This window comes from Actinoplanes sp. CA-051413, assembly GCF_050955795.1.
Classification (GTDB): domain Bacteria; phylum Actinomycetota; class Actinomycetes; order Mycobacteriales; family Micromonosporaceae; genus Actinoplanes.
The window spans coordinates 962,176-987,621 of sequence record NZ_CP192100.1; the positions used below are offsets into that span (position 1 = coordinate 962,176).

Genomic DNA, 25,446 nt, shown 5'->3' on the forward strand with positions numbered 1-25,446 from the left:
TTAAAGTCCGTTCCCAGCTAGGGATATCGGTCGTCCGGACCGATGCCTCCCCCCATCCGCCGGATACTTGGCGGTCACCTCGCGCAGGAGGAAGAAGTTGCTCTCCGCCTTTTCCAGTGCGTTCCGGACGCCTGACCTGCGCAAGAAGTTGCTGTTCACAGTAGCGATCATCGCGGTCTATCGGCTCGGCGCCACTCTGCCCAGCCCAGGCGTGTCCTACACCAACGTCCGTAACTGTCTGGACGTAGTGAACAGCACCAACGCCGGCGGCGGGGTGTTGAACCTGCTGAACCTCTTCTCCGGTGGCGCGCTGCTCCAGCTGTCCGTCTTCGCGCTGGGCATCATGCCGTACATCACGGCGTCGATCATCCTGCAGCTGCTGACCGTGGTGATTCCCCGCCTCGAGCAGCTCCGCAAGGAAGGCCAGTCCGGCCAGGCCAAGATCACCCAGTACACCCGTTACCTCACCCTGGGCCTCGCCGTCCTGCAGTCCTCGGCGTTCGTCGCGCTGGCCCGCTCCGGCCAGCTCTTCGCCAACGCGTGCCCGCAGGACCAGTCGAACTTCCAGATCGTGCCGGAGAACACCGGCGTCCCGGTCTGGCTGACCCTCGTCATGCTCGTCGTCACGATGACGGCCGGCACGGGCGTGGTCATGTGGCTCGGCGAGCTCATCACCGACCGCGGCGTCGGCAACGGCATGTCCGTTCTGATCTTCACCTCGATCGCCGCCCGCCTTCCCGGCGAGGGCTGGACGATCAAGGAGAGCAGCGGCGTCGCCAAGTTCCTCCTGGTGATCGCGCTCGTGCTGATCGTCATCTGTGCGGTCGTCTTCATCGAGCAGGCCCAGCGCCGCATCCCCGTGCAGTACGCCAAGCGCATGATCGGCCGGCGCATGTACGGCGGCACCTCGACGTACATCCCGCTGAAGGTCAACCAGGCCGGTGTCGTCCCGGTGATCTTCGCGTCCTCGCTGCTCTACCTGCCGCAGCTGTACCTGCAGTTCTTCGACCAGAACAACCTCAAGGGTTATCAGCAGTGGATCCAGAACAACCTGGCCAACCCGAGCCACTGGATCTACATCACCACGTACTTCCTGCTGATCATCTTCTTCACGTACTTCTACGTCTCGATCACGTTCAACCCGACCGAGGTCGCGGAGAACATGAAGAAGTACGGTGGTTTCGTCCCGGGCATCCGGCCCGGTAAGCCGACCGCCGACTACCTGGACTTCATCCTCAGTCGGATCACCCTGCCGGGTGCGCTCTACCTCGGCTTGATCTCGGTCCTGCCGAACTTCTTCTTCATCTGGCTGAACAGCGCGCAATACCAGAACTTCCCGTTCGGTGGTACGGCGGTGCTGATCATGGTGGGTGTGGGCCTGGAGACGGTCAAGCAGATCGAGAGCCAGCTGATGCAGCGCAACTACGAAGGGTTCCTCCGGTAGTGGGGGCGCGGAGCCGGGGGGCTCTTGCGTCTGTGGTTTGCGAGGCTCGTTCTCACCGAAGCGAGGCGATGTAGGTGCGGCTGGTACTGGTGGGCCCCCCGGGGGCCGGCAAGGGGACCCAGGCTGAGTTCATCGCTGCCCATCTCGCCGTACCGAAGATCTCGACCGGTGACATCTTCCGGGCCAACGTCTCGCAGGGGACACCGCTCGGCGTCGAGGCGAAGCGTTACATGGACGCGGGCAATCTCGTCCCTGACGAGGTGACCATCAACATGGTCCGCGACCGGCTCGCCGAGCCCGACGCCGGCGACGGCTTCCTGCTGGACGGTTTCCCGAGAACCGTCCCGCAGGCGTCGGCGCTCGACAAGCTGCTGGCCGACCTCGGCATCGCGCTCGATCTGGTGATGGAACTGGTTGTCGACGACGACGAGGTGATCCGGCGGCTCTCGGGCCGCCGGACCTGCCGTGGTTGCGGCAAGATCTGGCACGTCGAGTTCGACCCGACCAGCAAGGAGAACATCTGCGACCGGTGTGGCTCCGAGCTGTTCCAGCGTGACGACGACAAGGCGGAGACGATCGCCAACCGCCTCGTCGAGTACGCGGACAAGACCGCGCCGCTGGTCGACTTCTACGGCGCCCAGGGCAAGCTGGTGGGCATCGACGCCACCGGGCCGGTCGAGGACGTCACGGTGCGCGCCATCGACGCCCTGCGGTCGTACGGGGGATAACGATGCGCCGTCCGCAGCTGGACATTCAGCTGAAGACCCCGGAGCAGATCGAGCTGATGCGCGGTGCCGGCCTCGTCGTCGCCGCCGCCCTGGCGGCGATGCGCGAAGCGGTCGCCCCGGGCGTCTCCACCGCCGACCTGGACGCGATCGCCGAGAAGGTCATCCGGGACGCCGGCGCGGTCCCGTCGTTCAAGGGCTACCACGGCTTCCCCGCCTCGATCTGCGCCTCGGTCAACGAGCAGGTCGTGCACGGCATCCCGGCCGCCGAGCAGGTGCTCAAGGAGGGCGATCTGCTCTCCCTCGACTGCGGCGCCATCCTGCACGGCTGGCACGGCGACTCGGCGATCACCGTCGGCGTCGGTGAGACCGACCCGGCCTTGCTCACCATGGCCCAGGTGGCCGAGGACGCCATGTGGGCCGGCATCGCCGCCGCGGCCCGCGGTGCCGCCAACGGCCGGGGCCGGCTGACCGACATCTCGTTCAACGTCGAGAAGGCCGTCCGCAAGGCGGGCCGCTACGGCATCGTGGACGGCTACGGCGGGCACGGCATCGGCACCGAGATGCACCAGGACCCGCACGTGCTCAACCACGGTAAGCCCGGCAAGGGCCCGCGCCTGGTGCCCGGCCTGTGCCTGGCGATCGAGCCGATGATCACCATGGGCTCGCCCCGCACGGTGGAGCTCGAGGACGGCTGGACCGTGGTCACCCGGGACGGCTCGATGGCCGCGCACGTGGAGCACACGATGTGCCTGCTCGACGACGGCGTCTGGGTCACCACGGCGGCCGACGGCGGCCGGGCCCGGCTGGGCGAGCTGGTCACCGCCCGCCAGCCGGCCGTTGACTCCCTGGCGGAGTGAAAGACCGATGAGCCGTGACGAGATGCGGGCCGGCGACAGCGACCGTCAGGCCATCGCCGACAAGCTCAAGACCGCGCTCGACGAGGGCCGGCTGGATCTGCACGAGTACGACGAGCGGTTGCAGCGGACGTACGGCGCCAAGACCTTCGGCGAGCTCGACTCCCTGGTGACCGATCTGCCCGGCACCGTCCCGGCCCAGCAGTCACGCGTGCAGCCCTATCAGCCGCCCGCTGCGCCCTCGCCGGCACCCGGGGCGGGCAATGTGCCCCAGCCGGGCGGCCCGCCGTTCCTGGCCTCGTACGGCGGCGTGGTGCTGGTCTGCTTCGTCATCTGGGGTGTGTCCTGCATCGCCTCCGGTGACTTCATCTACCCCTGGCCGCTCTGGATGCTGATCCCGCTGGTCTTCGGTGTGCTCGGCCGGTGGGGCAAGCGCGATCGCTGACGCCGGTCCTGGCCCGCTGCTGGCATGCTGGAGGGTATGGGCCGGGACGAGATGAGAGCGGCCGACGCCGATCGGCAGGCCGTGGCGGATCAGCTGAAGGCCGCGCTCGACGAGGGCCGGCTGGATCTGCACGAGTACGACGAGCGGTTGCAGCAGGCCTACGCCGCGAAGACCTACGGTGACCTGCGGGCTTTGCTCGATGACCTGCCGTCGGCCAGAGTGCCGGTGCCCGCCCAGCGCGAGCCTTCCGGCTCCGTCGTCGACCGGGACGCCTCCGACGCCGAGGTGACCCGCCGCTGGCTGCTGGCGGTGTGGTCCAGCTGGATCCTGGTCGTCGGGATCAACACCGTGGTGTGGCTGATGGTGAGCATCGGCAGCGCCGAGCTGATCTACTTCTGGCCCGTCTGGGTGGCCGGCCCCTGGGGCGTCGTGCTCGTCTTCGTCACCGTGGCCGGGCTCGTCGGTGGGGAGCCACGCAAGCAAGCCGACAAGAAGGCCCGCAAGCGCCAGGCGAAGCAGGTCAAACGGGAGCGCCGGGCTCTGGAACCGGACCCGATCCGGCCTGACGAAACACTCCACGAGCGTCCGAAGAGGGACAAAACGGCGGGCTGACCGGTCGTCCGACACACCCGACCCCGGGTTACGGGGACCTCGGTTTGGTGTCAATGCTCCTCGCGCGTACACTGGCTAGCTGGCGCGCAGCGTCCACTCTTCCATGTCCACCAGCGCTTCGGTGGCGGAGGAGCCGCGGCTGGTCCCGGTGCGAACCCTCAACCCGGGATGAACGTTGTGAGCCCGCCCCAGAACCCGATGTCAGGTAGCGGAGGACATGCCAAAGAAAGACGGAGCCATCGAGATCGAAGGCCGAGTGATCGAGCCTCTGCCGAACGCCATGTTCCGTGTGGAGCTTGCCAATGGTCACAAGGTACTGGCTCATATCAGCGGCAAGATGCGGCAGCACTACATCCGCATCCTCCCGGAGGACAGAGTCGTCGTCGAGCTTTCGCCGTACGACCTGACCCGAGGGCGAATCGTCTACCGCTACAAGTAAGGGTCGCGGGGGCTTTGCCTAGTCCCGTCTGACAGAGAGTCAAGGCACAACCGTGAAGGTCAAGCCGAGCGTCAAGCGGATCTGCAACAACTGCCGGGTCATCCGGCGGCACGGCCGCGTCATGGTCATCTGCAAGACCGACGCGCGCCACAAGCAGCGCCAGGGCTGAGTCCAGCTCCTCGCTGCCAGATCCGTACCACCGAACAAGCTCGTCCCAGCCGCGGATTCGTCTCACGATGAAGCGCGGCTTCACCCCCGGTCGGAGGCCGGGGCCCGCCCGGGCAGGCGGGGTGGGCCGGGCACAGACCTCCGTGAGACATCTGAGGAGTAAGCCCACCTATGGCTCGACTCGTCGGCGTCGATCTTCCCCGCGAGAAGCGGATGGAGATCGCGCTCACCTACATCTTCGGGGTCGGTCGGACCCGCGCCGTGGAGGCGCTCACCTCGACCGGCATTGACCTGAACAAGCGCGCCAAGGACCTCACGGACGAGGAGCTGGTCCAGCTCCGCGACTACATCGAGGGCAATTTCAAGGTTGAAGGCGACCTGCGCCGCGAGGTCGCCGCCGACATCCGCCGCAAGGTCGAGATCGGCTGCTACGCCGGCATCCGCCACCGCCGGGGTCTCCCCGTCCGCGGACAGCGGACGCGGACCAACGCTCGTACCCGCAAGGGTCCGAAGCGCACGGTCGCTGGCAAGAAGAAGCCCGGTCGGAAGTAATAGGAGCGCACTGACTTATGCCACCGAAGGCACGCGCCGGAGCACCCGTCAAGAAGGTCCGGCGCAAGGAACGCAAGAACGTCGCCCACGGGCAGGCGCACATCAAGAGCACCTTCAACAACACCATCGTGTCGATCACCGACCCGACCGGTGCTGTGATCTCCTGGGCCTCGTCCGGCCAGGTGGGCTTCAAGGGCTCCCGCAAGTCGACTCCGTTCGCCGCGCAGCTGGCCGCCGAGGCCGCCGCCCGCCGGGCCATGGAGCACGGCATGCGCAAGGTCGACGTGTTCGTCAAGGGCCCCGGTTCCGGCCGGGAGACCGCCATCCGTTCGCTGCAGGCCGCGGGCCTCGAGGTCGGTCAGATCTCCGACGTCACGCCACAGCCGCACAACGGTTGCCGTCCGCCTAAGCGTCGCCGGGTCTAAGGGAGAGATCGAAGCATGGCTCGTTACACAGGGGCGGACTGCAAGCGCTGCCGCCGCGAGAAGATGAAGCTGTTCCTCAAGGGCAGCAAGTGCGACGGGCCGAAGTGCCCGTTCGAGTCGCGTCCCTTCCCGCCCGGCCAGCACGGCCGCGGTCGGACCAAGGAGACCGAGTACCTGCTCCAGCACCGCGAGAAGCAGAAGGCCCGCCGCACCTACGGCGTGCTCGAGAAGCAGTTCCGCGGTTACTACGAGGAGGCTGTCACCAAGCCCGGCAAGACCGGTGAGGTGCTGCTGCAGATCCTCGAGTCGCGTCTCGACAACGTCGTCTACCGGGCCGGCTACGCCGCGTCCCGCGACATGGCCCGTCAGCTGGTCAAGCACGGCCACCTGCTGGTCAACGGGGTCAAGGTCGACATCCCGTCGTACCGGGTGAAGGACCACGACATCGTGCAGGTCCGGGAGAAGTCCCGCGAGATGACGCCGTTCGTGGTCGCGCAGGCCCAGGCGGGTTCCCGCCCGGTGCCGGCGTGGCTGGAGCCGATCCCGAGCGACATGAAGATCCTGATCCACTCGCTCCCGGCCCGCCAGGTGATCGACACCCAGGTCCAGGAGCAGCTGATCGTCGAGCTCTACTCCAAGTAGCGCTCTGGTCCCGGCACCCTCCGCGGAGGGTGCCGGGACTGCACCACCACAGGACGGGCTTCATATAGCGGAAGCCCCGAACGAAAGAAGAAACACGTGCTCATCAGCCAGCGCCCGAGCCTCTCGGAAGAGTCGCTCAGCGAGACCCGCTCCCGGTTCACCATCGAGCCCCTGGAGCCGGGCTTCGGCTACACCCTCGGCAACTCGCTGCGCCGGACCCTGCTGTCGTCCATCCCGGGCGCGGCGGTCACCAGCATCAAGATCGACGGCGTGCTGCACGAGTTCACCACGATCCCCGGTGTCAAGGAGGACGTGGTCGAGCTCGTCATGAACGTCAAGGAGCTCACCGTCAGCTCCGAGCACGACGAGCCCGTCAGCATGTACCTTCGCAAGCAGGGCCCGGGCGACGTCACCGCGGGCGACATCCAGCCCCCGGCCGGCGTCTCCGTGCACAACCCCGACCTGAAGCTGGCCACGCTCAACAGCAAGGGCCGGCTCGACATGGAGCTCACCGTCGAGCGGGGTCGTGGCTACGTCACGGCCGCGCAGAACAAGAGCGCCGGCGCCGAGATCGGCCGCATCCCGGTCGACTCCATCTACTCGCCGGTCATGAAGGTGACCTACCGCGTCGAGGCGACCCGTGTCGAGCAGCGCACCGACTTCGACCGCCTGATCATCGACGTCGAGTCGAAGGCGTCGATCTCGCCCCGTACCGCGCTGGCTTCCGCCGGTTCGACCCTGGTCGAGCTGTTCGGTCTCTGCCGTGAGCTGGACGAGACCGCCGAGGGCATCGACATCGGCCCGTCCCCGCAGGACGCGCAGCTGGCCGCCGATCTGGCGCTGCCGATCGAGGAGCTGGACCTCACCGTCCGGTCGTACAACTGCCTCAAGCGCGAGGGCATCAACACCGTCGGTGAACTCATCGGGCGGACGGAGGCCGACCTTCTGGATATAAGGAATTTCGGTCAGAAGTCGATCGACGAGGTCAAGATGAAGCTCGCCGGCATGGGCCTGGGCCTCAAGGACAGCGCGCCGTCCTTCGACCCCGCGCACGTGGTCGACTCGTTCGGCGACGTGGACTACGACACCGACGACTACCGCGAGACCGAGCAGCTCTAATCCCGGCTGCCGCGTGAGCTGGGCGGCTGAGCCGCCCGGCAGGAATTTCAACGAGGAGCAAGAAGATGCCCACGCCCACCAAGGGTCCCCGCCTCGGCGGCAGCCCGGCGCACGAGAAGCTGCTGCTGGCCAACCTGGCCACGGAGCTCTTCCGGCACGGGAAGATCAAGACCACCGAGACCAAGGCGAAGCGCCTGCGCCCCTTGGCGGAGCAGCTCATCACCAAGGCCAAGCGCGGCGACCTGCACGCCCGCCGCCGGGTCCTGGGTGTCGTCAAGGACAAGGACGTCGTCTACTCGCTGTTCGAGCAGATCGCGCCCCGGTACACCAACCGCCCGGGTGGCTACACCCGGATCACCAAGGTCGGTATCCGCAAGGGCGACGCCGCTCCCATGGCCGTCATCGAGCTGGTCGAGGAGCTGCAGGTCGCGGCCACCACGGCGCCGGCCAAGAAGGCAGCCCGCAAGGCCGCCGCGCAGCAGGACAAGGTGGAGGCGCTCGCCCGCGAGGACGAGGCTCCGGCCACTGCGGCCCCGGCCGAGACCGCTGCCGACCAGGACGCCGAGCCGCCGGTGAACGCTTCCGGCGACAAGGGTGCCGAGGGCCCGGGCGACCAGGCCGAGGGCGAAGACCCCGCCGACGCCAAGGCCTGATCTTCAGCTAGGTAGGAAAGCCCGGCACCCTTCGTGGGTGCCGGGCTTTCTTTTTCCGTACGGCTTCCTTGTCCACGAATCAGCGGAGGACTGCCCCCACATGACCGACGCGACCCGCCTGCGCCTGGACGTCTCCTACGACGGACGCGAGTTCTCGGGCTGGGCCGTGCAGCCGTCCCGGCGTACCGTCGCGGGCGTGCTCGTCGAGGCGCTGGAGCGGCTGGTCGGCGCCGATCACGACCTGGGTCTGACCGTGGCGGGCCGCACCGACGCGGGCGTGCACGCGACCGGTCAGGTGTGCCACATCGACCTGCCCACGGCTGTGTGGGAGTCGCTGGCGGACTCGCTCGTGCGGCGGCTCGCCGGGCTGATGCCGCCGGACGCGCGGGTGCGGGCCGTCACGCCCGTACCGTCGACTTTCGACGCCCGGTTCTCCGCCACGTTCCGGCGGTACGAATACCGGGTGGCCGACACCGTTTTCGGGCCCGAGCCGCTGCGGCGCTACGACACCATCGGCTGGATGCGGCCTCTCGATCTGGGACGGTTGCAGGAGGCGGCCGCCGGGCTGGTCGGGCTGCACGACTTCGCGGCGTTCTGCAAACGCAAGGAGCACGCCACCACCGTGCGGGCCATCACCCGGCTGGAGTGGCGCCGCGAGCCCGACGGGGTCGCCGTGGCCACCGTGCAGGCCGACGCGTTCTGCCAGGCGATGGTGCGCAGCCTGGTCGGGGCCATGCTCAGCGTGGGCGACGGCCGCCGCGACCCGGACTGGCCGGCCAAGCTGCTGACCCTGCGGGAGCGGTCCAGTGAGGTCACCGTCGCGCCGGCCCACGGGCTCACCCTGATCGCGGTCGGCTATCCCGACGAGACCGAGTACGCGGACCGCGCTGACGCCACCCGCCGGCTACGCGTTTAGGGTCCGCTTCCCGATGACCTGCTCGCCCAGGTACCGCTCGACGAGCTCGGTGGTGATCCGGGCCGCGTACGGGTCGTCGTCGGTGACGAGCTGACCGTCGGGCCGGGCGATGACGCAGTACAGCAGATAGTGACCGCGGCTGTGCCAGCCCACCTGGGCCAGCGGCTCGCCGAGCGGGTCGCCGGCCGCGCCGCCCAGCATGGCGAAAGTGCCCCGGCCGTTCTCGACCAGAGTCGCGGTCAGCTCACTGACCTGCGCCGCACCCTGCTCGTCGGCGAGGTTGAAGATGCCCGCGGTGACCTGGTAGCCGCCGTAGGGAGCCAGCATCCGGGCCCGGACGACGTGCTCGCAGCCGTAGTCGTCGAGGAGCGCGCCGAGGTCACCCGTCGTGGCGGTCCGGCACACGCTGTCGCTGTGGGTGAGGTCCACCCGGTAACCCGTGTCGCCGGCGGCGAGCCGGACCGCGGGCTCCGGGAACACCTCGCGCTTGGTCAGCGGCTCGGCGTCGACGGCCCGGGAGGCGATGCCCGGCTCGGAGCCGGGGGTGGCGGCGGATTCCCGCCCGTCCCCGCGGCGCTGCTCGGCGATGATGAAGAACGCGCTCAGCCCGACGATCGCCAGGACGATCAGCGCGGCGAGCCCGCGCATCAGCGTCTGCAGGGCCTGCTGTGGTTCCCGGGGCGCCCGCCGCTGCGGCGTGTGCCGCTGATGTGCGGCGGGGCCCGGCCATTGGCCGCTGCGATGCTGCCGGTGCTGCGGCGTCGCCGGCCGGTCGGTCACCACGGGGTCGGATCCCACCCACTCCATGGCGGGGGACTCGGCCGGTGGCAGGTCGCTCGCCGGAAGCCTGGTGCCCAGGAATCGGGCCCCGGGAATCCGGGTCCCCGGAATGCGGGTAGCCGGGAGCCGGGCCGCCCGGACCTGAGCGGCTTGAAACTCCGCGGCCAGCCGCACCACGGTCTGCAGCCCGACCGGCCGCAACCGGACCGTCCGCAGCCCGGCGGTCTCCCGTCCGGCGGTCTCCCGCCCCGCGGTCTCCCGCGCTGAGTCCTGTCGGCCTGAGTGCCGAGGGTCTGACGAATGCCGGCCCGCGTGCGGCGGATCCAGGCAAAGCCGCGCGGAGGATGTCCCGCCCGGGGTGTGGCGGTCGGCGGCTCGGCGGCCGCTGGTCTGGCGGGCCAGGGCTTGGCGGATGATCGCCTGCCGGGCCCGGGCGTGTCCCGCCTGCGCCTGGCGGACCAGGCCCTGCGGGGTCAGCGACGCGAGTCCGCCCGCCGGGCCGGCGCGGTGGGCGGAGCGGGGGTGCGGATCGCCAGGCATGCAGGCCACGGTAGGAGGGCACCCTGATCGATGGACGCACAGCGTGTGCGGCACCCTCCGGTGGCCTCCCGTCGTTGCGGTCGTGGGCATTGGGGGAGGATGGGCGGTGTGACCGCCGACCATTACTTCAGCGCCGAGCCCGCCGCGCCCGCCAAGCGGAGCCGTATCGAGTTCACCGCCGCCGGCCGGGCCTACGACCTGGTTGTCGCGGGCGGGGTGTTCTCCGCCGGGCGGCTCGACCCGGGCACCGCCGTACTGTTGCGCAAGGGTGACCTGCCCACGGCCGCGACCACCGGCACCCTGCTCGACCTCGGCTGTGGCTACGGCCCGATCGCGTGTGTGCTCGCCAGCGAGGCGCCGGAGGCCACTGTCTACGCGATCGACGTCAATGCCCGGGCCCGGGAGCTGACCGCGGAGAACGCCGCCGCCCTCGGGCTGGCCGGCCGGGTGCGGGTCGCCGCCCCCGACGAGGTGCCGGACGACGTCACCTTCGCGCAGATCTGGAGCAACCCCCCCACCCATGTCGGCAAGGCCGAGCTGCGCGCGCTGATGGAACGCTGGCTGCCCCGGCTCGCGCCCGGCGGGGTCGCCTGGCTGGTGATCAACCGCAACCTCGGTGGTGATTCGCTGCACACCTGGCTCGTCTCGCTGGGCTGGGAAGTGACGCGTACGGCCAGCCAGCGCGGCTTCCGGGTGCTGCGGGTGACCGGAAAAACCGGCTGACCACCGGCGGGTCGTCGGGGAGGATGCCCACGTGGGTTACGTAGACGTGTCAGGGGTCGGATTTGTGCTGCCGGACGGCCGGGAGCTCTTCTCCGACGTGTCGTTCCGGGTCGGCGAGGGTGCGAAGGTGGCGCTCGTCGGGCCGAACGGGGCCGGCAAGACGACGCTGTTGCGGATGGTCGCCGGGGACACGTCCACCCCGATCGGCACCATCGCGCGGGCCGGCGGGCTCGGGGTGATGCGCCAGTTCATCGGGATGATCGGCGACGACCGTACCCTCGACGACCTGGCCCTGTCGCTGGTCGCGCCGCCGCTGCGGGCCGCCGGCGCGGTCCTGGCCGCGGCCCAGTCCGCGCTGGAGAGCAACCCCGACGCCGAGAAGGCGCAGCTGGCCTACGCCAACGCGATCGCCGGCTGGGGCGAGGCCGGTGGCTACGACGTCGAGGTGCTGTTCGACGTCGTGGCCGTGGCCATCCTGGGCAAGCCGTGGGAAGAAGTCCGGCACCGGCCGGTGCGCACGCTCTCCGGCGGCCAGCAGAAACGCTTCGCGCTCGACCTGCTGCTGCGCGGCGGCGACGAGGTGCTGCTTCTCGACGAGCCGGACAACTTCCTCGACGTGCCCGGCAAGCGCTGGCTCGAGGCGCGGCTCAAGGAGTCGTCGAAGTCGGTGCTCTACGTCTCGCACGACCGGGAGCTGCTGGCCCAGACGGCGAGCCGGGTGGTGGCCGTCGAGGGCGGCAGCGCGTGGACGCATCCCGGTGGCTTCGCGTCGTGGCACGAGGCCCGTTCCGACCGGCACGAACGGCTTCTGGAGCTGCGCCGGCGTTGGGACGAGGAGCACGAGAAGCTGCGCGAGCTGGTCTTCACGCTGAAGAACAAAGCGGCGTACAACGACGGGCTGGCGTCGCGGTATCAGGCGGCGCAGACGCGGTTGCGCAAGTTCGAGGAGGCCGGGCCACCGCCGTTGCCGCCCAAGGAGCAGTCACTGCGGATGAACCTGCGCGGCGGGCGTACGGGTAAACGCGCGGTGATGTGCACCGGGCTCGAGCTGGAAAATCTGACATTCCCGTTCGACCTGGAGATCTGGTACGGCGACCGGGTCGCGGTGCTGGGCGCCAACGGCACGGGCAAGTCGCACTTCCTGCGGCTGCTCGCGGCCGGCGGCACCGCCCCCGACGTGGACAACAAGCCGGTCGACGGGGCACCGCTGGCCCACGTGGCGCACAACGGTGTCGCGAGGCTCGGCGCGCGGGTCCGCCCCGGTCACTTCTCGCAGACGCATGACCGGCCGGAGCTGCTGAAACGTACCCTGGTCGAGATTCTCTGGCGGGGTGACGACCACCGTTCCGGGATGGACCGAGCGGGTGCCATGAAGGCCCTGAACCGCTACGAGCTGGCGGCCCAGGGAGATCAGCTCTTCGGCACGCTCTCCGGCGGCCAGCAGGCGCGTTTCCTGGTGCTGCTGCTGGAGCTGTCCGGCGCGACCGTGCTGCTGCTCGACGAGCCCACGGACAACCTGGACCTGGCGTCGGCCGAGGCGCTGGAGGAGGGGCTGCAGGCGTTCGAGGGCACGGTGATCGCGGTGACCCACGACCGCTGGTTCACCCGCGGCTTCGACCGTTTCGTCCTTTTCCAGAGCGACGGCGAGGTCGTGGAGACCCCCGAGCCCGTCTGGGACGTCCGCTAGCGCGGCGTCCACGATGGACGGGCAGCTATTTTCCGCTGCCCGTTCTCCCAGCGTGCGGGCGCTGAGCGACGACGTGACCACCCACAGTGGAGGCGTGTGGGGGTTTACGGGCGGCGGGGCGCGGGTTACCGTCTGCTCGGAACCAACCCCACGGGAGTCCGGTGCACCGGGCTGAGAGGGGGGCTGTCGCGGCCCCCGACCGTCGAACCTGATCCGGGTAATGCCGGCGCAGGGAGGAGTGTGTTGTGGGCCTTGCCTTTCCGCACCTGCACGTCATCACGGACGCCCGGCACGGCCGGCAGCCGCTGACCGTCGTGGCCGCCGCCATCGCTGCCGCCCGGCGGCTGGATGCGTGTCAGCGCCTGGCGATCCAGGTCCGGGTCGAGGACGACGTCAGCGACCGGGACGCGTACGACCTGGCCGACGCCGTGCTGGAGCTGTGCCGCCCGTACGGGGTGTTGTGCCTGGTCAATGACCGGTTGCACGTGGCCCTCGCGGTCGGCGCGGACGGTGGGCACGTGGGCGCCGCCGATCTGCCGGTTGCCGTGGCCCGCAAGGTGCTCGGGCCGGTGGGCGTGCTGGGCGCAACGTGCCGGGACGTTGCCGCGGCCCGGGCAGCGCGGCGGGCCGGCGCCTCGTATCTCGGTGTCGGTCCGGCCTTCGCCACCACCACCAAGACCGGACTGCCGACTCCACTCGGGCCGGCCGCGGTGGGGGCGGTTGCTGCGGCCGTACCGGACACACCGATCGTCGCCATCGGGGGAGTGACCGCGGGCAACGCGCGGTCGCTGGTCGGCGCCGGAGCCGCCGCGGTCGCGGTGGTCGGCGCCGTCGCGGCCGCGGCGGACCCGGGCCGGGCGACCGAGGATCTGCTGCGGGCGCTGGCATGAGCAGCACCGAGGTCGTGGTCATCGGCGGCGGCATCATCGGGCTTTCGATCGCGTGGCGGTGCGCGCAGCGCGGGCTGTCGGTGACCGTCCACGACAGCGGCGGCGACGACGGTGCCTGGTACGCGGCGGCGGGCATGCTGGCCCCCGCCGGCGAGGCGGGATTCGGTCAGGAAGCGCTGACCGAGCTCATGGTCGACTCCGCCGCGCGGTGGCCGGACTTCGCCGCTGGGCTGCGGCGCGAGACCGGCATCGACGTCGGCTACGACACGGTCGGCACTTTGAGCGTCGCCCTCACCGCGGACGACCTCGCCGAGGCGCGACGGCTGTGGGAGTACCGCCGTGAGCACGGCCTCGGGGTGAGTCCACTGCTGCCCAGCGCCATCCGTGAGCTGGAGCCGGCGCTGTCACCGCGACTGCGCGGCGGTGCCCACGCTCCCGACGACCGGCAGGTCGACCCGCGGCGGGTTGTCGCAGCGCTCCGGGCCGCCCTCGGCCCGGCGATCGTGCCTGGACCAGTAGCGGACCTCCCGGCCTCGCGACCCGTGGTGGTCGCGGCGGGATCCGGTACGGCCGCACTGACCGGCCTGCCCGTGCGACCGGTGAAAGGCCTGGTGTTGCGGCTGCGCGGCGAGCCTGGACTGCTGCGGCACGTGGTCAGCGGCTGGGCCGACGGGCGGCACGTCTACCTCGTACCGCGCGCCGACGGTGAGGTGGTCGTCGGCGCCACCCAGGAGGAACGGGCGGACGCCACGGTGACCGCCGGGCAGGTGCTCGACCTGCTGCGCGCAGCCACCGACCTCGTGCCCGACCTGGGCGAGTGCGAGCTGGTCGAGACGCTCGTCCGGCACCGGCCGGCCACTCCCGACAACGCGCCGCTGCTCGGTGCGTACGGGCCGGGCGTGGCCGTCGCCGCCGGGCACCACCGCAACGGGGTGCTGCTCGCCCCGGTCACCGCCGATCTGATCGCCGAACTGGTGGCGACCGGGAAGTCGGCACCACTGCTGGACGCGTTCGCACCGGGGAGGTTCGGATGAAGGTCATCGTCAACGGCGCCGCCCGCGACGTCGATGTGGTCAGCGTCGAGGGGCTGGTCGAGCAGCTGACCACGGCCCGGCGCGGCGTCGCGGTCGCCGTCAACGGGGAGGTCGTGCCGCGTTCGTCGTGGCCGGCCGCGCGCCTGCGGGACGGCGACCGGGTCGAGGTCCTCACCGCGGCGCAGGGAGGCTGAGATGTTCGGCGAATCCCGGCTGATCCTGGGCACCGGTGGCGCAGAGAGCCTCGCCGCACTCGAGGCGGCGATCGTCGCCTCGGGCACCGAACTGGTCACCGTCGCGCTGCGCCGGGTCGACGCCGCAGGTCCCGGCCTGCTCCCGATGCTCGACCGGCTGGGCATGCGCATCCTGCCCAACACGGCCGGCTGCTACACCGCGACCGACGCCGTGAAGGCCGCCCACCTGGCCCGCGACGCGTTCGAGACGGACCTGGTGAAGCTGGAGGTCATCGGGGACGAACGGACCCTGCTGCCGGACGGCGTCGAGCTGTTGCGGGCGGCCGAGACGCTGGTCGCGGACGGGTTCCAGGTGTTGCCGTACACGAGCGACGACCCCATCCTCGCGCGCCGGCTCGCCGACGTGGGTTGCGCGGCAGTGATGCCCGCCGGGGCGCCGATCGGGTCGGGGCTGGGCATCTCCAACCCCCATCACATCCGGCTCATCCGCGACAGCGTGGACGTGCCGGTGGTCCTGGACGCGGGCATCGGCACCGCCTCGGATGCGGCGCTGGCCATGGAGCTGGGCTGTGACGCCGTACTGATCGCCAGCGCTGTCACCCGGGCCGTCGATCCGGCGCGGATGGCCGCGGCGATGCGGCACGCCGTCGAGGCCGGGCGGCTGGCCTTCGGCGCCGGCCGGATCCCCAAGCGCTACCACGCGCTGGCGTCCACATCGGATGAGGGGCGGCCGGCATGGTGATCCCGTCCGGCGTCGTCGTGCTCACCGACCGCCGGCTCGCGGCGCGGCCGCTCGTCGAGGTGGTCGCGGCCGCGGTCCGCGGCGGCGCCGAATGGGTCATCCTGCGCGACAAAGACCTGGGGTACGGCGAAAGGTACGCCCTCGCGGAGAGTCTGCGCGCGGTGGTTCCGGTGGGACGACTCGTGATCGCGGGCCCCGATCCGCTCGGTGGCGACGCCGTGCACCTGTCGGCCACCGACCCCGTGCCGCCGGGTGTCGGCCTGGTCGGCCGCTCCTGCCATGGGGTGCCGGAGCTGTCTACTGAGGACTACGTGACGTTGTCGCCGGTGTATCTCACGCCCACCAAGCCCGGCTATGGGCCCGCGCTGGGGCCGGACCGGGCGGCGGCACTGGCCGGTGGGGTGCCGTGGCTGGCGCTCGGCGGGGTGCACTCGGTGCAGCGGGCCGCTGCTTGCGCGGCTGCCGGGGCGAGCGGGATCGCGGTGCTGGGTGCGGTGATGCGCGCGGAAGACCCCGAGTCGGTGACCCGGACCCTGGCTCGGGCCTTCGCGGAGGCGGTGGAGGCGCGATGCGGCTTCGGACGAAGCGCCGGCCACGGCGCGGGCATGACGCTGGACGTGGCGGGGGTGTGGGCGTGACGCCGCGGGTGGTGTTGACCATTGCCGGGTCCGACAGCGGGGGTGGGGCCGGGATTCAGGCCGACCTCAAGACGTTCGCCGCGCTCGGGGTTTATGGGGTTTCTGTGTTGACGGCGGTTACCGCCCAGAACACGCTCGGCGTCACGGCCATCCATCCCGTGCCGGTGGAGGTGGTGGCGGCCCAGCTCGACGCGGTGCTCGGGGATCTGGCGCCTGATGCGGTCAAGGTGGGCATGATCGGAGACCCCGCGGTGGCTGAGCTCATCGCTTCCCGGGTCGGTGAGCTGCCCAATCTTGTCGTCGATCCGGTGCTCGTGGCCACCAGCGGGAGCCGGCTGTCCGGAGTGGACGCCGTTACGCCGCTGCTGCCGTACCGCTGCGTCTTGACGCCGAACCGGCAGGAAGCCGGCGCTCTGGTCGGTCGCCGGGTGACGACGGTGGCCGAGGCGGCCGAAGCGGCCGCTGAGCTGGCCGCCCGCGGTCCGGGGGCCGTCGTGGTCACCGGCAGCGAATCCGCCGTGGACGTGCTGCACGCGGACGGGGTGACCACCGTGCTCGACGGCGACCCGGTGCCCAGCGGCAACAACCACGGCTCGGGGTGCACCTTCTCGTCGGCGATCGCGGTGCGGCTGGCCCAGGGTGATCCGCTGCCGGTCGCCGTGCGCGCGGCGAAGGACTACGTGGGGCGGGCCCTCGCCGGCTCCCGCGACTGGAAGCTCGGCGCGGGACCGGGCCCCCTGGACCATTTCGGCTTCTCCCACTGAGCAACGACTGACCGGCTGTACCGGCGATCGGCGGTTCCGTGCTGCCGAATGCCGCCCTGTTTGCCCCTATATAGGAGGAACCATGAGGCGCAAGGTGTACGTCGAGGGCTCCCGTCCCGACCTGCAAGTGCCGTTCGCCGAGATCGATCTGACCGGGGACAACCCGCCGGTCCGGCTCTACGACACGTCCGGTCCCGGCAGTGACCCGGAGGTCGGCCTGCCGCCGCTGCGCGGGCCGTGGATCGCCGAGCGCGGCGACGTGGCACCGGTGGCCGGTCCGGGCACGCCGCTGGCCGGCACCCGGCCCACCCAGCTCGCGTACGCCCGGGCCGGGATCGTCACGCCGGAGATGGAGTTCGTCGCCATCCGGGAGAACGTCGAGCCCGAGGTCGTCCGGGAGGAGATCGCGGCCGGGCGCGCGGTGCTGCCGGCCAACGTCAACCACCCGGAGATCGAGCCGATGATCATCGGCTCGCGCTTCCTGGTGAAGATCAACGCCAACATCGGTACGTCCGCAGTGACGTCGTCCGTAGCCGAGGAGGTCGAGAAGCTCACCTGGGCCACCCGCTGGGGCGCCGACACCGTCATGGACCTGTCCACCGGCAAGCGCATCCACGAGACCCGCGAGGCGATCGTGCGCAACTCCGCGGTGCCGATCGGCACAGTCCCGATCTACCAGGCCCTGGAGAAAGTGGACGGCGACCCGGTGCAGCTGTCCTGGGAGGTGTTCCGGGAGACCGTGATCGAGCAGGCCGAGCAGGGCGTCGACTACATGACCGTGCACGCCGGGGTGCTGCTGCCGTACGTGCCGCTGGCGGTGGACCGGGTCACCGGCATCGTGTCGCGCGGCGGCTCGATCATGGCGGCCTGGTGCCTCGCCCATCATCGGGAGAACTTCCTCTACGAGAACTTCGCGGAGCTCTGCTCGCTGTTGGCCCGCTACGACGTGACGTTCTCGCTGGGGGACGGGCTGCGGCCGGGGTCCATCGCGGACGCCAACGACGCGGCGCAGTTCGCCGAGCTGCGTACGCTCGGGGAGCTGACCCACGTCGCCTGGGAGCACGGGGTGCAGGTGATGATCGAGGGGCCGGGTCACGTACCCATGCACAAGATCAAGGAGAACGTCGACCTGCAGCAGGAGCTGTGCGGCGGGGCGCCGTTCTACACGCTCGGCCCGCTGACGACGGACATCGCGCCCGCGTACGACCACATCACCTCGGCCATCGGTGCGGCGATGATCGGCATGTTCGGCACCGCGATGCTCTGTTACGTCACGCCCAAGGAACACCTCGGGCTGCCCGACCGGGACGACGTGAAGGCCGGGGTGATCGCGTACAAGATCGCCGCGCACGCCGCCGACCTGGCCAAGGGGCACCCGGGCGCGCAGGACTGGGACGACGCGCTGAGCAAGGCCCGGTTCGAGTTCCGCTGGGAGGACCAGTTCAACCTGGCCCTCGACCCGGAGACCGCGCGGGCGTACCACGATGCGACCCTGCCGGCGGCGCCGGCGAAGACGGCCCACTTCTGCTCGATGTGCGGGCCCAAGTTCTGCTCCATGAAGATCACCCAGGAGCTCAAGGAGTACGCGGCCCGCGGCATGCAGGACAAGAGCGAGGAGTTCGTCTCCGCCGGCGGCAAGGTGTACCTGCCGATCTCTCAGAGCTTGTAGAAGTTGACGTAGTGGTCGGGGGTGAACCAGGTCTCCCGGGTGGACCGGTTCACCACGATCCGGTACGCGTCCCGCGCGGCGCTCCGCGCCCGCGGGTACACGTCGTACTCGCTGTAGGTGGCGTTGACCGGCAGCTGGCGCTCGCGGTTCTGGAACGTGCCGCCGGTGTAGTTGTACTGCCCGTACGGCCAGCTGTACCAGCCCGCGCCGGTCGGCCAGCCGAGCGAGCTCCAGCCGGTGCGCGCGGTCCGGGCCGCCGAGCACCGGGACAACGTGCAGGTCGAGTACACAGCGGCCTCGGCGGCGGCGGTGTGCGTCGGCGCGACCACGGCGGGGGCGACGAGGCTGCCGCCGATGAGCGCGAAGGCGAGGGCGACCGCCGACAACAGGCGGCGCAGGCGGGACGGGCGGGGTGCGTCAACGGACATGGCGGACTCCGTAGCGTCGGGGGCCCGTCCGGGCCGGGCCGTGCCCCCATCCTGGAGCCGCCGGGCCCCGCCGCGGTACATCCCCGACGCATCATTCCATCGGCGTTCGCCTATGCGTCGGCTCCCGCTGGCCGGCTATTTGCCGAGGCCGCTGACCCAGTCCACATAGTCCTCGTCCTTGCCGCTGCCCTTGGACCGGCGCTTGCCGTCCGGGGTCCCATCAACCGGGCTCGGCGCCGCCTCCGCCCGCGGGGCCGGGGTGACCGACAGCGGCGGGGTGACCGGATCGGGGTGCGGCAGCGGCGCGCTGATCGGCGTCGGCTCCGGCGTCAGCGGCTCGGCGGACTTGCCCCGGCCGAACGGGCGCAGGCCACGACCCAGCCGGCCGCCGGCACCGCGCGGCTGCTCCGGGACGGACGTGCCGACACCGGGCGGGAGTGGGCGGGTGGCGGGCTCGGGGACGTATGGCTGCGGCTCGGGGCGGGGCGCCTGGGCGGCCGGGGACCACGGGGCGCCGCCGGATCGGGGAGCCGTCGTCGGGTCGGGCCTGCTGAAGGCATCGAACGGGGCCGGCTCGTGGTCGTCGGGCCTGGACCGGCCGGTGGTGTCCTCGTGCCGGGGTGTGGGAGTGCCGCTCGCCGGGGCGGCCGGGAACTCGCCGGTGCGGCCGATGAAGGCGTCGGCGAAGCTCGAACGGCGTCCGCGGCGGCGGGGCTTCTCGGGCTTGGTCGCGACCGGCGGCGGTCCACCGAGACCCGCGCCGAGATCCGCCGGCCCGGCAGCCGTGGCCCCGGACCCGGGACCAGATCCCGAGCCGTGAGCGGACCCGGGACCAGATCCCGAGCCGTGACCGGACCCCGGACCACCACGATCAGGGCCCGGACCACGATCGGACCCCGGACCACGATCGGACCCCGGACCACGATCGGACCCCGGACCACGATCGGACCCTGGACCGTGCTCAGCCCCGGCGCCGTGGGAGGGGCCGGCACTGTGTGATGGGCCGGTGCTGTGTGATGGGCCGGTGCTGGGAGAAGGAGTGGCAGTGGGGTCGGCCGCGGGGAAGGCGGGCGTGGGCGCGTCGCCGGGGCGGCCGCGTGGGGGCAGGTCGAAGACGCCGGTGTCGACCGGGCGCAGCGGCTGATCAACAGCCGGCCCGCCGCCCGCCGCCGCGATCGCCGACTCGGGCTGGTTGGTGCGCTTGGGCAGCGGCGGCTTCTCCGGCTCCTGACCGTCCAGCTCGCCGTCGTCGTCCGGCTCGGGACCGCGGCGCAGCACTGCGGCCAACACCGACCCGAGCACCCCGGCGCCCGTGGCGGTCATCGCCGCCCAGTACGGCACCACCTGGTAGCGGTCGTTGCCGCCGCCCGGACCCGCGATCAGGTAGGCGATGGTCAGCAGCGCCGGTCCGGGCAGCCCGGCCAGCGCGATCGTCAGTGTCGGCAGCTCGCGCCGCCGGGCCGTCCAGCCCAGCAGCGCGCCGATCACCAGGGCCAGCGCCGGCATCGTGGCCAGGGCCGTCCGCTGGGTCACCGCCGGGGACAGGAAGCCGGCGTCGAAGACACCCAGTCGGATCGCGGGCAGCGGATCGCTCGGCGCCAGCGACGGCGCCACCGACACCAGCGCGATCGCCCACACCGCCGCGCCCATCGTCACGAGACTCCACCGGGCGACCGCCTGGGCCAGCGCGGCCCACGCGGCGAACACGCCGACCAGCGTGCCCAGGCCGGCGCAGATGGCGATCACGACCACCGGGTTCACCCCCGCGACCTGCGCGGTCCGGGCCGGCTGCATGGTCAGCGGCACCACCACGCCGGCACCGATCGCGGCCGAGAGGGCCAGCGCCAGCTCGGTGCCCGGACCGACGGCCGGTGTGCCCGGCGACCAGCGCCGCAGCAGCACGGCCCCGGTCAGGGCGCCCACCACGGCCGCCACCATCGGCACCCAGGCGACCCAGGCCAGCTGGGCCGTCCACTGATCACGCGTGGTCACGTCCAGCACGCGGGTGAGCCGTACGATGCCGAGGCCGTACGCCAGTCCCAGCTGGCTCGCGCCGGCCAGCGCGCCCACGCCGAGGGTGGCGGCCAGCAGCTTGGCCCACGTCCGAAATGCCATGCCGGGCAGGGTACGGAATGGTCCGTGCCGCGGCCAGTCCAGAGCCTGCTTCTTAAGGCAGGCCAAATTTCCGCTCAGGCCGCTTCGGCGCCGTCCTTCAACTCAACGATGCGACCGACATACACAGTGTCACCGGCGTTGGTCAGCATGTGCGTCTGGCCGGGCTCGCGGTAGACGACGCTGCCGGTCTCCTCCTCGACGTCGATGCGCTCGCCCGCCGCCGTGTGGATCACGTTCTTGGCGCCCTGCACGGCGATCACCACGTACGCGAGGCCGTGGTGGTGCAGCGGCTGGGTCTCGCCCGGCGCCAGCGTGATGTGCCAGACGCGCACCCGGTCGTTCTCCAGCAGAATCTCCTGGCCGACCTGGCCCAGCACCTGCTCTGTCATAGCTCTCCCACCTGAGGCAGGACCCGGGACGCGATCAGCTCCACGTGCTCCAGGTCGGACATGTCGATGACCCGCAGGTGCACCCGGGTGGCGCCGATCGCGGCGAACTCCCCGATGCGCTGGACCAGGGCGTCCGGCGAGCCGACCACCGGGTCCTCCGGCGGTAGTGCGCTGGGCACGTGCAGGGGAGCGGCCCGGCGCTGGGCTTCCTCGTCGGTGCGGCCGAGGGCCACGACGATCCCTGCTGACAGCGTGACGCTGCGCCCGTACCGCCGGCTCACGGCCCGGACCCGGTCGAAGGCCGCCGCCGTCTCCGTCACCGTCTTGAACGGCATGTTGAATTCGTCCGCGTAGCGGCCGGCCAGCTCCGGGGTGCGTTTCGCACCGCGGCCGCCGACGATGATCGGTGGGCCGGGCCGCTGCACCGGCTTGGGCAGCGCCGGCGAGTCGAGCAGCTGGTAGTGCTTGCCCTCGTAGGAGAACCGGGCACCGTCCGGGGTCGACCACAGGCCGGTGATGATCGCCAGCTGCTCCTCCAGCCGGTCGAAGCGCTCGCCCAGCGGCGGGAAGGGGATGCCGTAGGAGGTGTGCTCGCGTTCCAGCCAGCCGGCGCCCAGTCCCAGCTCGACCCGGCCGCCGCTCATCGCGTCCACCTGGGCCACCATGATCGCCAGCGGCCCGGGCAGCCGGAACGTCGCCGAGCTGACCAGGGTGCCCAGCCGCAGCCGGGAGGTCTCGCGGGCCAGCCCGGCCAGGGTCAGCCAGGCGTCGGTCGGGCCGGGCAGGCCCGGGTCGGCGCCCATCGACTGGTAGTGGTCGGCGCGCAGGAAGCCCTCGAAGCCGCCGTCCTCGGCGTGCCGGGCCAGCCGCAGCTGGTCGTCGTAGGTCGCGCCGCGGTGCGGCTCGGTGAACAGGCTGACGCGCATCGGCGGATCCTTCAGGCCATCAGGAGTTCGTGCAGCTCGGCGCTGCATCGGGCGACCTCTTCGAGGTGCGCGCCCCGGCCCAGGGTGCGGGGCCGCGGGATGTCGATGTCGATGATCTCGCGGATCCGGCCCGGGCGCGGGCTCAGCACGACCACCCGGTCGGCCAGCAGCACCGCCTCGTCGATCGAGTGGGTGACGAAGACGATCGTGGTGCCGAGCTCCATGTGCACCCGCTGCAGCTCACCGGAGAGCTCCTCGCGGGTCAGCGCGTCCAGCGCGGAGAACGGCTCGTCCATGAGCATGACCCGCGGCTGGGCGATCATCGACCGGCACAGGGCGACCCGCTGCTGCATGCCGCCGGAGAGCTCGTGCGGCAGCCGCTTCTCGAAGCCGGTCAGCCCGGTCATGCTCAGCAGCTGCTGGGCGCGGTCGCGGTGGTCCGCCTTCTTGGCGCCGAAGATCTGCATCGGGAGCAGCACGTTGTCGAGCACCGTGCGCCACGGCAGCAGGGCCGGCTTCTGGAACATCATCGCGATGTCCCGGCGCGGCTTGGTCACCCGTTCGCCTGACACCTGGACCTCGCCCGCGCTCACCGGCAGCAGGCCCGAGATCAAACGCAGCAGTGTGGACTTTCCGCAGCCAGAGCGGCCGAGCACGGCGACGAACTCGCCGTCACCGACCGCCAGATCGATGCCGCGCAAGGCCTCCACCGTGCCGGATCGGCCGGCGAAAGTCCGGGAGACGCCGGTGAGACGGATCATCGTCGGGTGCTCCCGATAGTTTCGGATCGATGCGCTGACACTGTAGCCAGCCGTTGCCTCATTGCCGCGACCACCCCGTCCACAAGGGCTTCTGAGACATACCTGTCATCGATCATCCGCCCGGGGTCCCCTACGCTAACGCGCGAGTTCCCGCACACCACCATGCGGCGCCGGTGCACCCTCCGCCCCGACGCCGACTGCCTCGACACCCCCTCGGTTGGGAAGGAACACGGTGCACAGAAGAACGTTCACCCGCACGCTCGTGGCCGCCGCGCTGGCCACGACCCTCGCCGCCGCAGCCGGTTGCAGCGACGACGGGGATGACAGCAGCGCGTCCGGCGGCACGCAGACGCTGGAGAAGATCACCTACCTGACGTCGTTCGGCACCTTCGGCCGCGACTCGTACGCATACGTGGCCAAGGAGAAGGGCTACTTCCGCGACGCCGGCTTCGACGTCGAGATCAAGCCCGGCGGCGGCAGCGGTGAGGGCATCAAGCAGATCGTCGCCGGCACCGCCCAGTTCACGCCCATCGACCTGACCGGCGGCCTGCTCGCCGCGGGCGGCCCGGCCAAGGCCACCGGCTTCACCGCCGTGGGCGCCGTGCAGCAGCGCACGATGGCCGCGATCATGTCGCTCGACGGCTACGGCATCACCTCGCCCAAGGACCTCGAGGGCAAGACGCTCGCCGACACCCCCGGCTCCGTCGTGCGCAACCTGTTCCCGACGTACGCCAAGCTGGCCAACGTGGACGCGTCCAAGGTCAACTTCGTCAACGGCAACCCGCAGACGCTGTTCGGCACGCTGGCCTCGCACAAGGTGGACGGCATCGGCCAGTTCGTGGTCGGCAAGCCCACCATCGAGGGCATCGCCAAGAAGCCGGCCGTGCTGCTGCCGTACAGCGACTACCTCCAGGACCTCTACGGCAACGTGCTGATCACCAGCACCAAGTACGCCAAGGACAACCCCGAGAAGGTCAAGAAGTTCACCGCGGCCCTGCTCAAGGGCCTCGAGGACGCCATCACCAACCCGGACGAGGCCGGTACTCTGCTGAAGAAGAACGTGCCGACCGCCGACCCCAAGTCGGCCGCGGCGGAACTGACGCTGATGGCGCCGTTCGTGCGGTCCGAGGCCTCCGGTGTGCCGGTGGGCGCCCTGGACAGCCAGCGGGTCGCGCGCAGCATCGCCATCCTGCAGGGCTCCGGCCAGATCCAGGCCGGACTGACGCCCGAGCAGGTCATCAGCTTCGACCTGGTGCCGAACGCCTGATCCGGCCGGGCACGGGGCCTGTCATAGCCGGCCGGCCCCGTGCCTGGACCAGGGGAGCGAGAAAGACTGATGACTGACGTGGCGACAGCGCCCGCCCCGGCGCCGGCGGACCGGGCGCCATCCACCCGCCGCCGTACCCTCTCGGCCGTGGCCTGGCCGCTGCTCGGCCTGGCCGTCGCGATCGGCCTCTGGTGGGCCGGCACGGCCCTCTTCGCGATCAACACGGTCGTGCTGCCCTCACCGCCCGCGGTGATCGACGGCTTCAACCGCTACCGCCAGTTCCTCGTCGACGAGGCCGGGCACACCACCGCGGCGACGGTGGAGGGCTTCCTGCTCTCGGTCGCCGTCGGCGTGCTCCTCGGGGTGGCCATCGCCGCCTGGGGGCCGTTCGAGCGGATGTTCTCCCCGCTGCTGGTGGCCTTCAACGCGGTGCCCAAGGTGGCCCTCGCGCCGCTGGTGCTGATCTGGTTCGGCTACGGGCGCACACCGATCCTGGCGATGGCGTTCATGGTGTGCTTCTTCCCGATCGTGCTATCCACCGCGACCGGCCTGACCAGCACCCCGGCCGACCTGGTGGAGCTGGCCCGCTCGATGGACGCGTCCCGGGTGCAGACCTTCGCCCGGATCCGGCTGCCCGCCGCACTGCCGCAGATCTTCGTCGGGCTCAAGGTGGCGATGCCCCTCGCGGTCATCGGCGTGGTGGTCGGCGAGATGCAGTACGGCGAGAGCGGCCTCGGCACCATCATCGTGCAGACCAGTGGCCAGGGGGACACCTCGACGGCGTTCGCCGCCATCACCCTGCTGGCCCTGATCAGCATCGTCCTCTACTACGCGCTGGTCCTCGTGGAGCGGCTCGCGCTGCCCTGGGTGCGCGCCACGACCTCGCAGCGCTGATCCCGCGT

The 25,446-nt window shown here is 71.0% G+C and carries 30 protein-coding genes and 1 riboswitch; of the genes, 24 read left to right on the forward strand and 6 right to left on the reverse strand.

Going from position 1 to position 25,446, the window contains the following annotated elements; translation table 11 throughout:
- Positions 1-97 precede the first annotated feature (97 nt).
- The 13 genes from secY to truA all read left to right on the forward strand — a co-directional run bounded on the left by secY (position 98) and on the right by truA (position 8,997).
- A complete protein-coding gene (gene secY / locus ACQP2Y_RS04615; RefSeq protein WP_433724869.1) occupies positions 98-1,444 on the forward strand; it encodes a preprotein translocase subunit SecY in 1,347 nt (448 codons plus the stop codon).
- 74 nt (positions 1,445-1,518) lie between these two features.
- Entirely contained in the window at positions 1,519-2,172 is a 654-nt protein-coding gene (locus tag ACQP2Y_RS04620) for an adenylate kinase (RefSeq protein WP_125804098.1), read from the forward strand.
- Positions 2,173-2,174: 2 nt separating this feature from the next.
- Positions 2,175-3,029: a type I methionyl aminopeptidase gene (gene map, locus ACQP2Y_RS04625; RefSeq protein ID WP_433724871.1), complete on the forward strand. Its 855-nt coding sequence runs from the start codon at positions 2,175-2,177 to the stop codon at positions 3,027-3,029.
- A gap of 7 nt (positions 3,030-3,036) precedes the next feature.
- Positions 3,037-3,471 (forward strand): DUF1707 SHOCT-like domain-containing protein, encoded by a 435-nt coding sequence (locus tag ACQP2Y_RS04630; protein ID WP_433724873.1) that lies wholly within the window; start codon positions 3,037-3,039, stop codon positions 3,469-3,471.
- Positions 3,472-3,522: 51 nt separating this feature from the next.
- On the forward strand, positions 3,523-4,083 hold the full coding sequence (locus ACQP2Y_RS04635) for a DUF1707 SHOCT-like domain-containing protein (RefSeq protein WP_433731747.1): 561 nt from the start codon (positions 3,523-3,525) through the stop codon (positions 4,081-4,083).
- Positions 4,084-4,300: 217 nt separating this feature from the next.
- Positions 4,301-4,522, forward strand: a complete 222-nt coding sequence (infA, locus tag ACQP2Y_RS04640; protein ID WP_007073013.1) for a translation initiation factor IF-1 — start codon at positions 4,301-4,303, stop codon at positions 4,520-4,522.
- A 52-nt stretch (positions 4,523-4,574) separates the two neighbouring features.
- The gene (gene rpmJ / locus ACQP2Y_RS04645) at positions 4,575-4,691 is read left to right on the forward strand and encodes a 50S ribosomal protein L36 (protein ID WP_015619018.1); all 117 of its coding nucleotides are present in this window, start codon (positions 4,575-4,577) and stop codon (positions 4,689-4,691) included.
- A gap of 170 nt (positions 4,692-4,861) precedes the next feature.
- A complete protein-coding gene (gene rpsM, locus ACQP2Y_RS04650; RefSeq protein WP_023358218.1) occupies positions 4,862-5,242 on the forward strand; it encodes a 30S ribosomal protein S13 in 381 nt (126 codons plus the stop codon).
- A 17-nt stretch (positions 5,243-5,259) separates the two neighbouring features.
- On the forward strand, positions 5,260-5,667 hold the full coding sequence (gene rpsK / locus ACQP2Y_RS04655; RefSeq protein WP_015619020.1) for a 30S ribosomal protein S11: 408 nt from the start codon (positions 5,260-5,262) through the stop codon (positions 5,665-5,667).
- 15 nt (positions 5,668-5,682) lie between these two features.
- Positions 5,683-6,309 (forward strand): 30S ribosomal protein S4, encoded by a 627-nt coding sequence (gene rpsD / locus ACQP2Y_RS04660; protein ID WP_433724877.1) that lies wholly within the window; start codon positions 5,683-5,685, stop codon positions 6,307-6,309.
- 96 nt (positions 6,310-6,405) lie between these two features.
- Complete coding sequence (locus ACQP2Y_RS04665; protein WP_023358222.1) at positions 6,406-7,428, forward strand: DNA-directed RNA polymerase subunit alpha; 1,023 nt, start codon at positions 6,406-6,408, stop codon at positions 7,426-7,428.
- Between the two features lie 65 nt (positions 7,429-7,493).
- Positions 7,494-8,081: a 50S ribosomal protein L17 gene (gene rplQ / locus ACQP2Y_RS04670; protein WP_433724880.1), complete on the forward strand. Its 588-nt coding sequence runs from the start codon at positions 7,494-7,496 to the stop codon at positions 8,079-8,081.
- Between the two features lie 100 nt (positions 8,082-8,181).
- Entirely contained in the window at positions 8,182-8,997 is an 816-nt protein-coding gene (truA, locus tag ACQP2Y_RS04675; RefSeq protein WP_433724882.1) for a tRNA pseudouridine(38-40) synthase TruA, read from the forward strand.
- On the opposite strand, the gene ACQP2Y_RS04680 is transcribed toward truA, so the two are convergent.
- Complete coding sequence (locus tag ACQP2Y_RS04680; RefSeq protein WP_433724883.1) at positions 8,986-10,317, reverse strand: hypothetical protein; 1,332 nt, start codon at positions 10,315-10,317, stop codon at positions 8,986-8,988. The genes truA and ACQP2Y_RS04680 overlap by 12 nt on opposite strands.
- Before the next feature lie 108 nt (positions 10,318-10,425).
- On the opposite strand from ACQP2Y_RS04680, the gene ACQP2Y_RS04685 reads away from it, so the two are divergent.
- From ACQP2Y_RS04685 to thiC, 9 genes are all read left to right on the forward strand, one after another.
- Entirely contained in the window at positions 10,426-11,040 is a 615-nt protein-coding gene (locus tag ACQP2Y_RS04685) for a class I SAM-dependent methyltransferase (RefSeq protein ID WP_433724885.1), read from the forward strand.
- A 31-nt stretch (positions 11,041-11,071) separates the two neighbouring features.
- Positions 11,072-12,727, forward strand: coding sequence for an ABC-F family ATP-binding cassette domain-containing protein (locus ACQP2Y_RS04690; RefSeq protein ID WP_433724887.1), 1,656 nt, complete (start codon positions 11,072-11,074; stop codon positions 12,725-12,727).
- Positions 12,728-12,867: 140 nt separating this feature from the next.
- A riboswitch (TPP riboswitch) is annotated at positions 12,868-12,979 on the forward strand.
- 14 nt (positions 12,980-12,993) lie between these two features.
- Positions 12,994-13,617 carry a thiamine phosphate synthase gene (gene thiE / locus ACQP2Y_RS04695; RefSeq protein ID WP_433731750.1) on the forward strand — a complete coding sequence of 208 codons (624 nt, stop codon included), beginning with the start codon at positions 12,994-12,996 and terminating at the stop codon, positions 13,615-13,617.
- Entirely contained in the window at positions 13,614-14,651 is a 1,038-nt protein-coding gene (gene thiO / locus ACQP2Y_RS04700; RefSeq protein WP_433724889.1) for a glycine oxidase ThiO, read from the forward strand. The genes thiE and thiO overlap by 4 nt, the downstream gene beginning before the upstream one ends.
- On the forward strand, positions 14,648-14,845 hold the full coding sequence (gene thiS, locus ACQP2Y_RS04705) for a sulfur carrier protein ThiS (RefSeq protein WP_433724891.1): 198 nt from the start codon (positions 14,648-14,650) through the stop codon (positions 14,843-14,845). The genes thiO and thiS overlap by 4 nt, the downstream gene beginning before the upstream one ends.
- 1 nt (position 14,846) lies before the next feature.
- Entirely contained in the window at positions 14,847-15,587 is a 741-nt protein-coding gene (locus ACQP2Y_RS04710) for a thiazole synthase (protein WP_433724893.1), read from the forward strand.
- Positions 15,581-16,225: a thiamine phosphate synthase gene (locus ACQP2Y_RS04715; protein ID WP_433724895.1), complete on the forward strand. Its 645-nt coding sequence runs from the start codon at positions 15,581-15,583 to the stop codon at positions 16,223-16,225. The genes ACQP2Y_RS04710 and ACQP2Y_RS04715 overlap by 7 nt, the downstream gene beginning before the upstream one ends.
- Positions 16,222-16,989 (forward strand): bifunctional hydroxymethylpyrimidine kinase/phosphomethylpyrimidine kinase, encoded by a 768-nt coding sequence (thiD, locus tag ACQP2Y_RS04720; RefSeq protein WP_433724897.1) that lies wholly within the window; start codon positions 16,222-16,224, stop codon positions 16,987-16,989. The genes ACQP2Y_RS04715 and thiD overlap by 4 nt, the downstream gene beginning before the upstream one ends.
- Before the next feature lie 82 nt (positions 16,990-17,071).
- Positions 17,072-18,658 (forward strand): phosphomethylpyrimidine synthase ThiC, encoded by a 1,587-nt coding sequence (gene thiC, locus ACQP2Y_RS04725; RefSeq protein WP_433724899.1) that lies wholly within the window; start codon positions 17,072-17,074, stop codon positions 18,656-18,658.
- Here thiC and ACQP2Y_RS04730 read toward each other — a convergent pair.
- The 5 genes from ACQP2Y_RS04730 to ACQP2Y_RS04750 all read right to left on the reverse strand — a co-directional run bounded on the left by ACQP2Y_RS04730 (position 18,646) and on the right by ACQP2Y_RS04750 (position 23,277).
- Entirely contained in the window at positions 18,646-19,086 is a 441-nt protein-coding gene (locus ACQP2Y_RS04730; RefSeq protein WP_433724901.1) for a ribonuclease domain-containing protein, read from the reverse strand. The two genes, thiC and ACQP2Y_RS04730, sit on opposite strands and share 13 nt — an antisense overlap.
- Positions 19,087-19,221: 135 nt before the next feature.
- Positions 19,222-21,201: a hypothetical protein gene (locus ACQP2Y_RS04735; RefSeq protein ID WP_433724903.1), complete on the reverse strand. Its 1,980-nt coding sequence runs from the start codon at positions 21,199-21,201 to the stop codon at positions 19,222-19,224.
- Between the two features lie 74 nt (positions 21,202-21,275).
- Complete coding sequence (locus ACQP2Y_RS04740; protein ID WP_433724905.1) at positions 21,276-21,590, reverse strand: cupin; 315 nt, start codon at positions 21,588-21,590, stop codon at positions 21,276-21,278.
- Positions 21,587-22,516, reverse strand: a complete 930-nt coding sequence (locus ACQP2Y_RS04745; protein WP_433724907.1) for an LLM class F420-dependent oxidoreductase — start codon at positions 22,514-22,516, stop codon at positions 21,587-21,589. The genes ACQP2Y_RS04740 and ACQP2Y_RS04745 overlap by 4 nt, the downstream gene beginning before the upstream one ends.
- A gap of 11 nt (positions 22,517-22,527) precedes the next feature.
- Positions 22,528-23,277 carry an ABC transporter ATP-binding protein gene (locus ACQP2Y_RS04750; protein WP_433724909.1) on the reverse strand — a complete coding sequence of 250 codons (750 nt, stop codon included), beginning with the start codon at positions 23,275-23,277 and terminating at the stop codon, positions 22,528-22,530.
- Positions 23,278-23,551: 274 nt separating this feature from the next.
- Here ACQP2Y_RS04750 and ACQP2Y_RS04755 point away from each other — a divergent pair, with 274 nt between their 5' ends.
- Both ACQP2Y_RS04755 and ACQP2Y_RS04760 read left to right on the forward strand, forming a co-directional pair.
- Positions 23,552-24,544, forward strand: a complete 993-nt coding sequence (locus ACQP2Y_RS04755; RefSeq protein ID WP_433731752.1) for an ABC transporter substrate-binding protein — start codon at positions 23,552-23,554, stop codon at positions 24,542-24,544.
- A gap of 69 nt (positions 24,545-24,613) precedes the next feature.
- Entirely contained in the window at positions 24,614-25,438 is an 825-nt protein-coding gene (locus ACQP2Y_RS04760) for an ABC transporter permease (protein ID WP_433724911.1), read from the forward strand.
- The last annotated feature ends 8 nt before the right edge of the window (positions 25,439-25,446 follow it).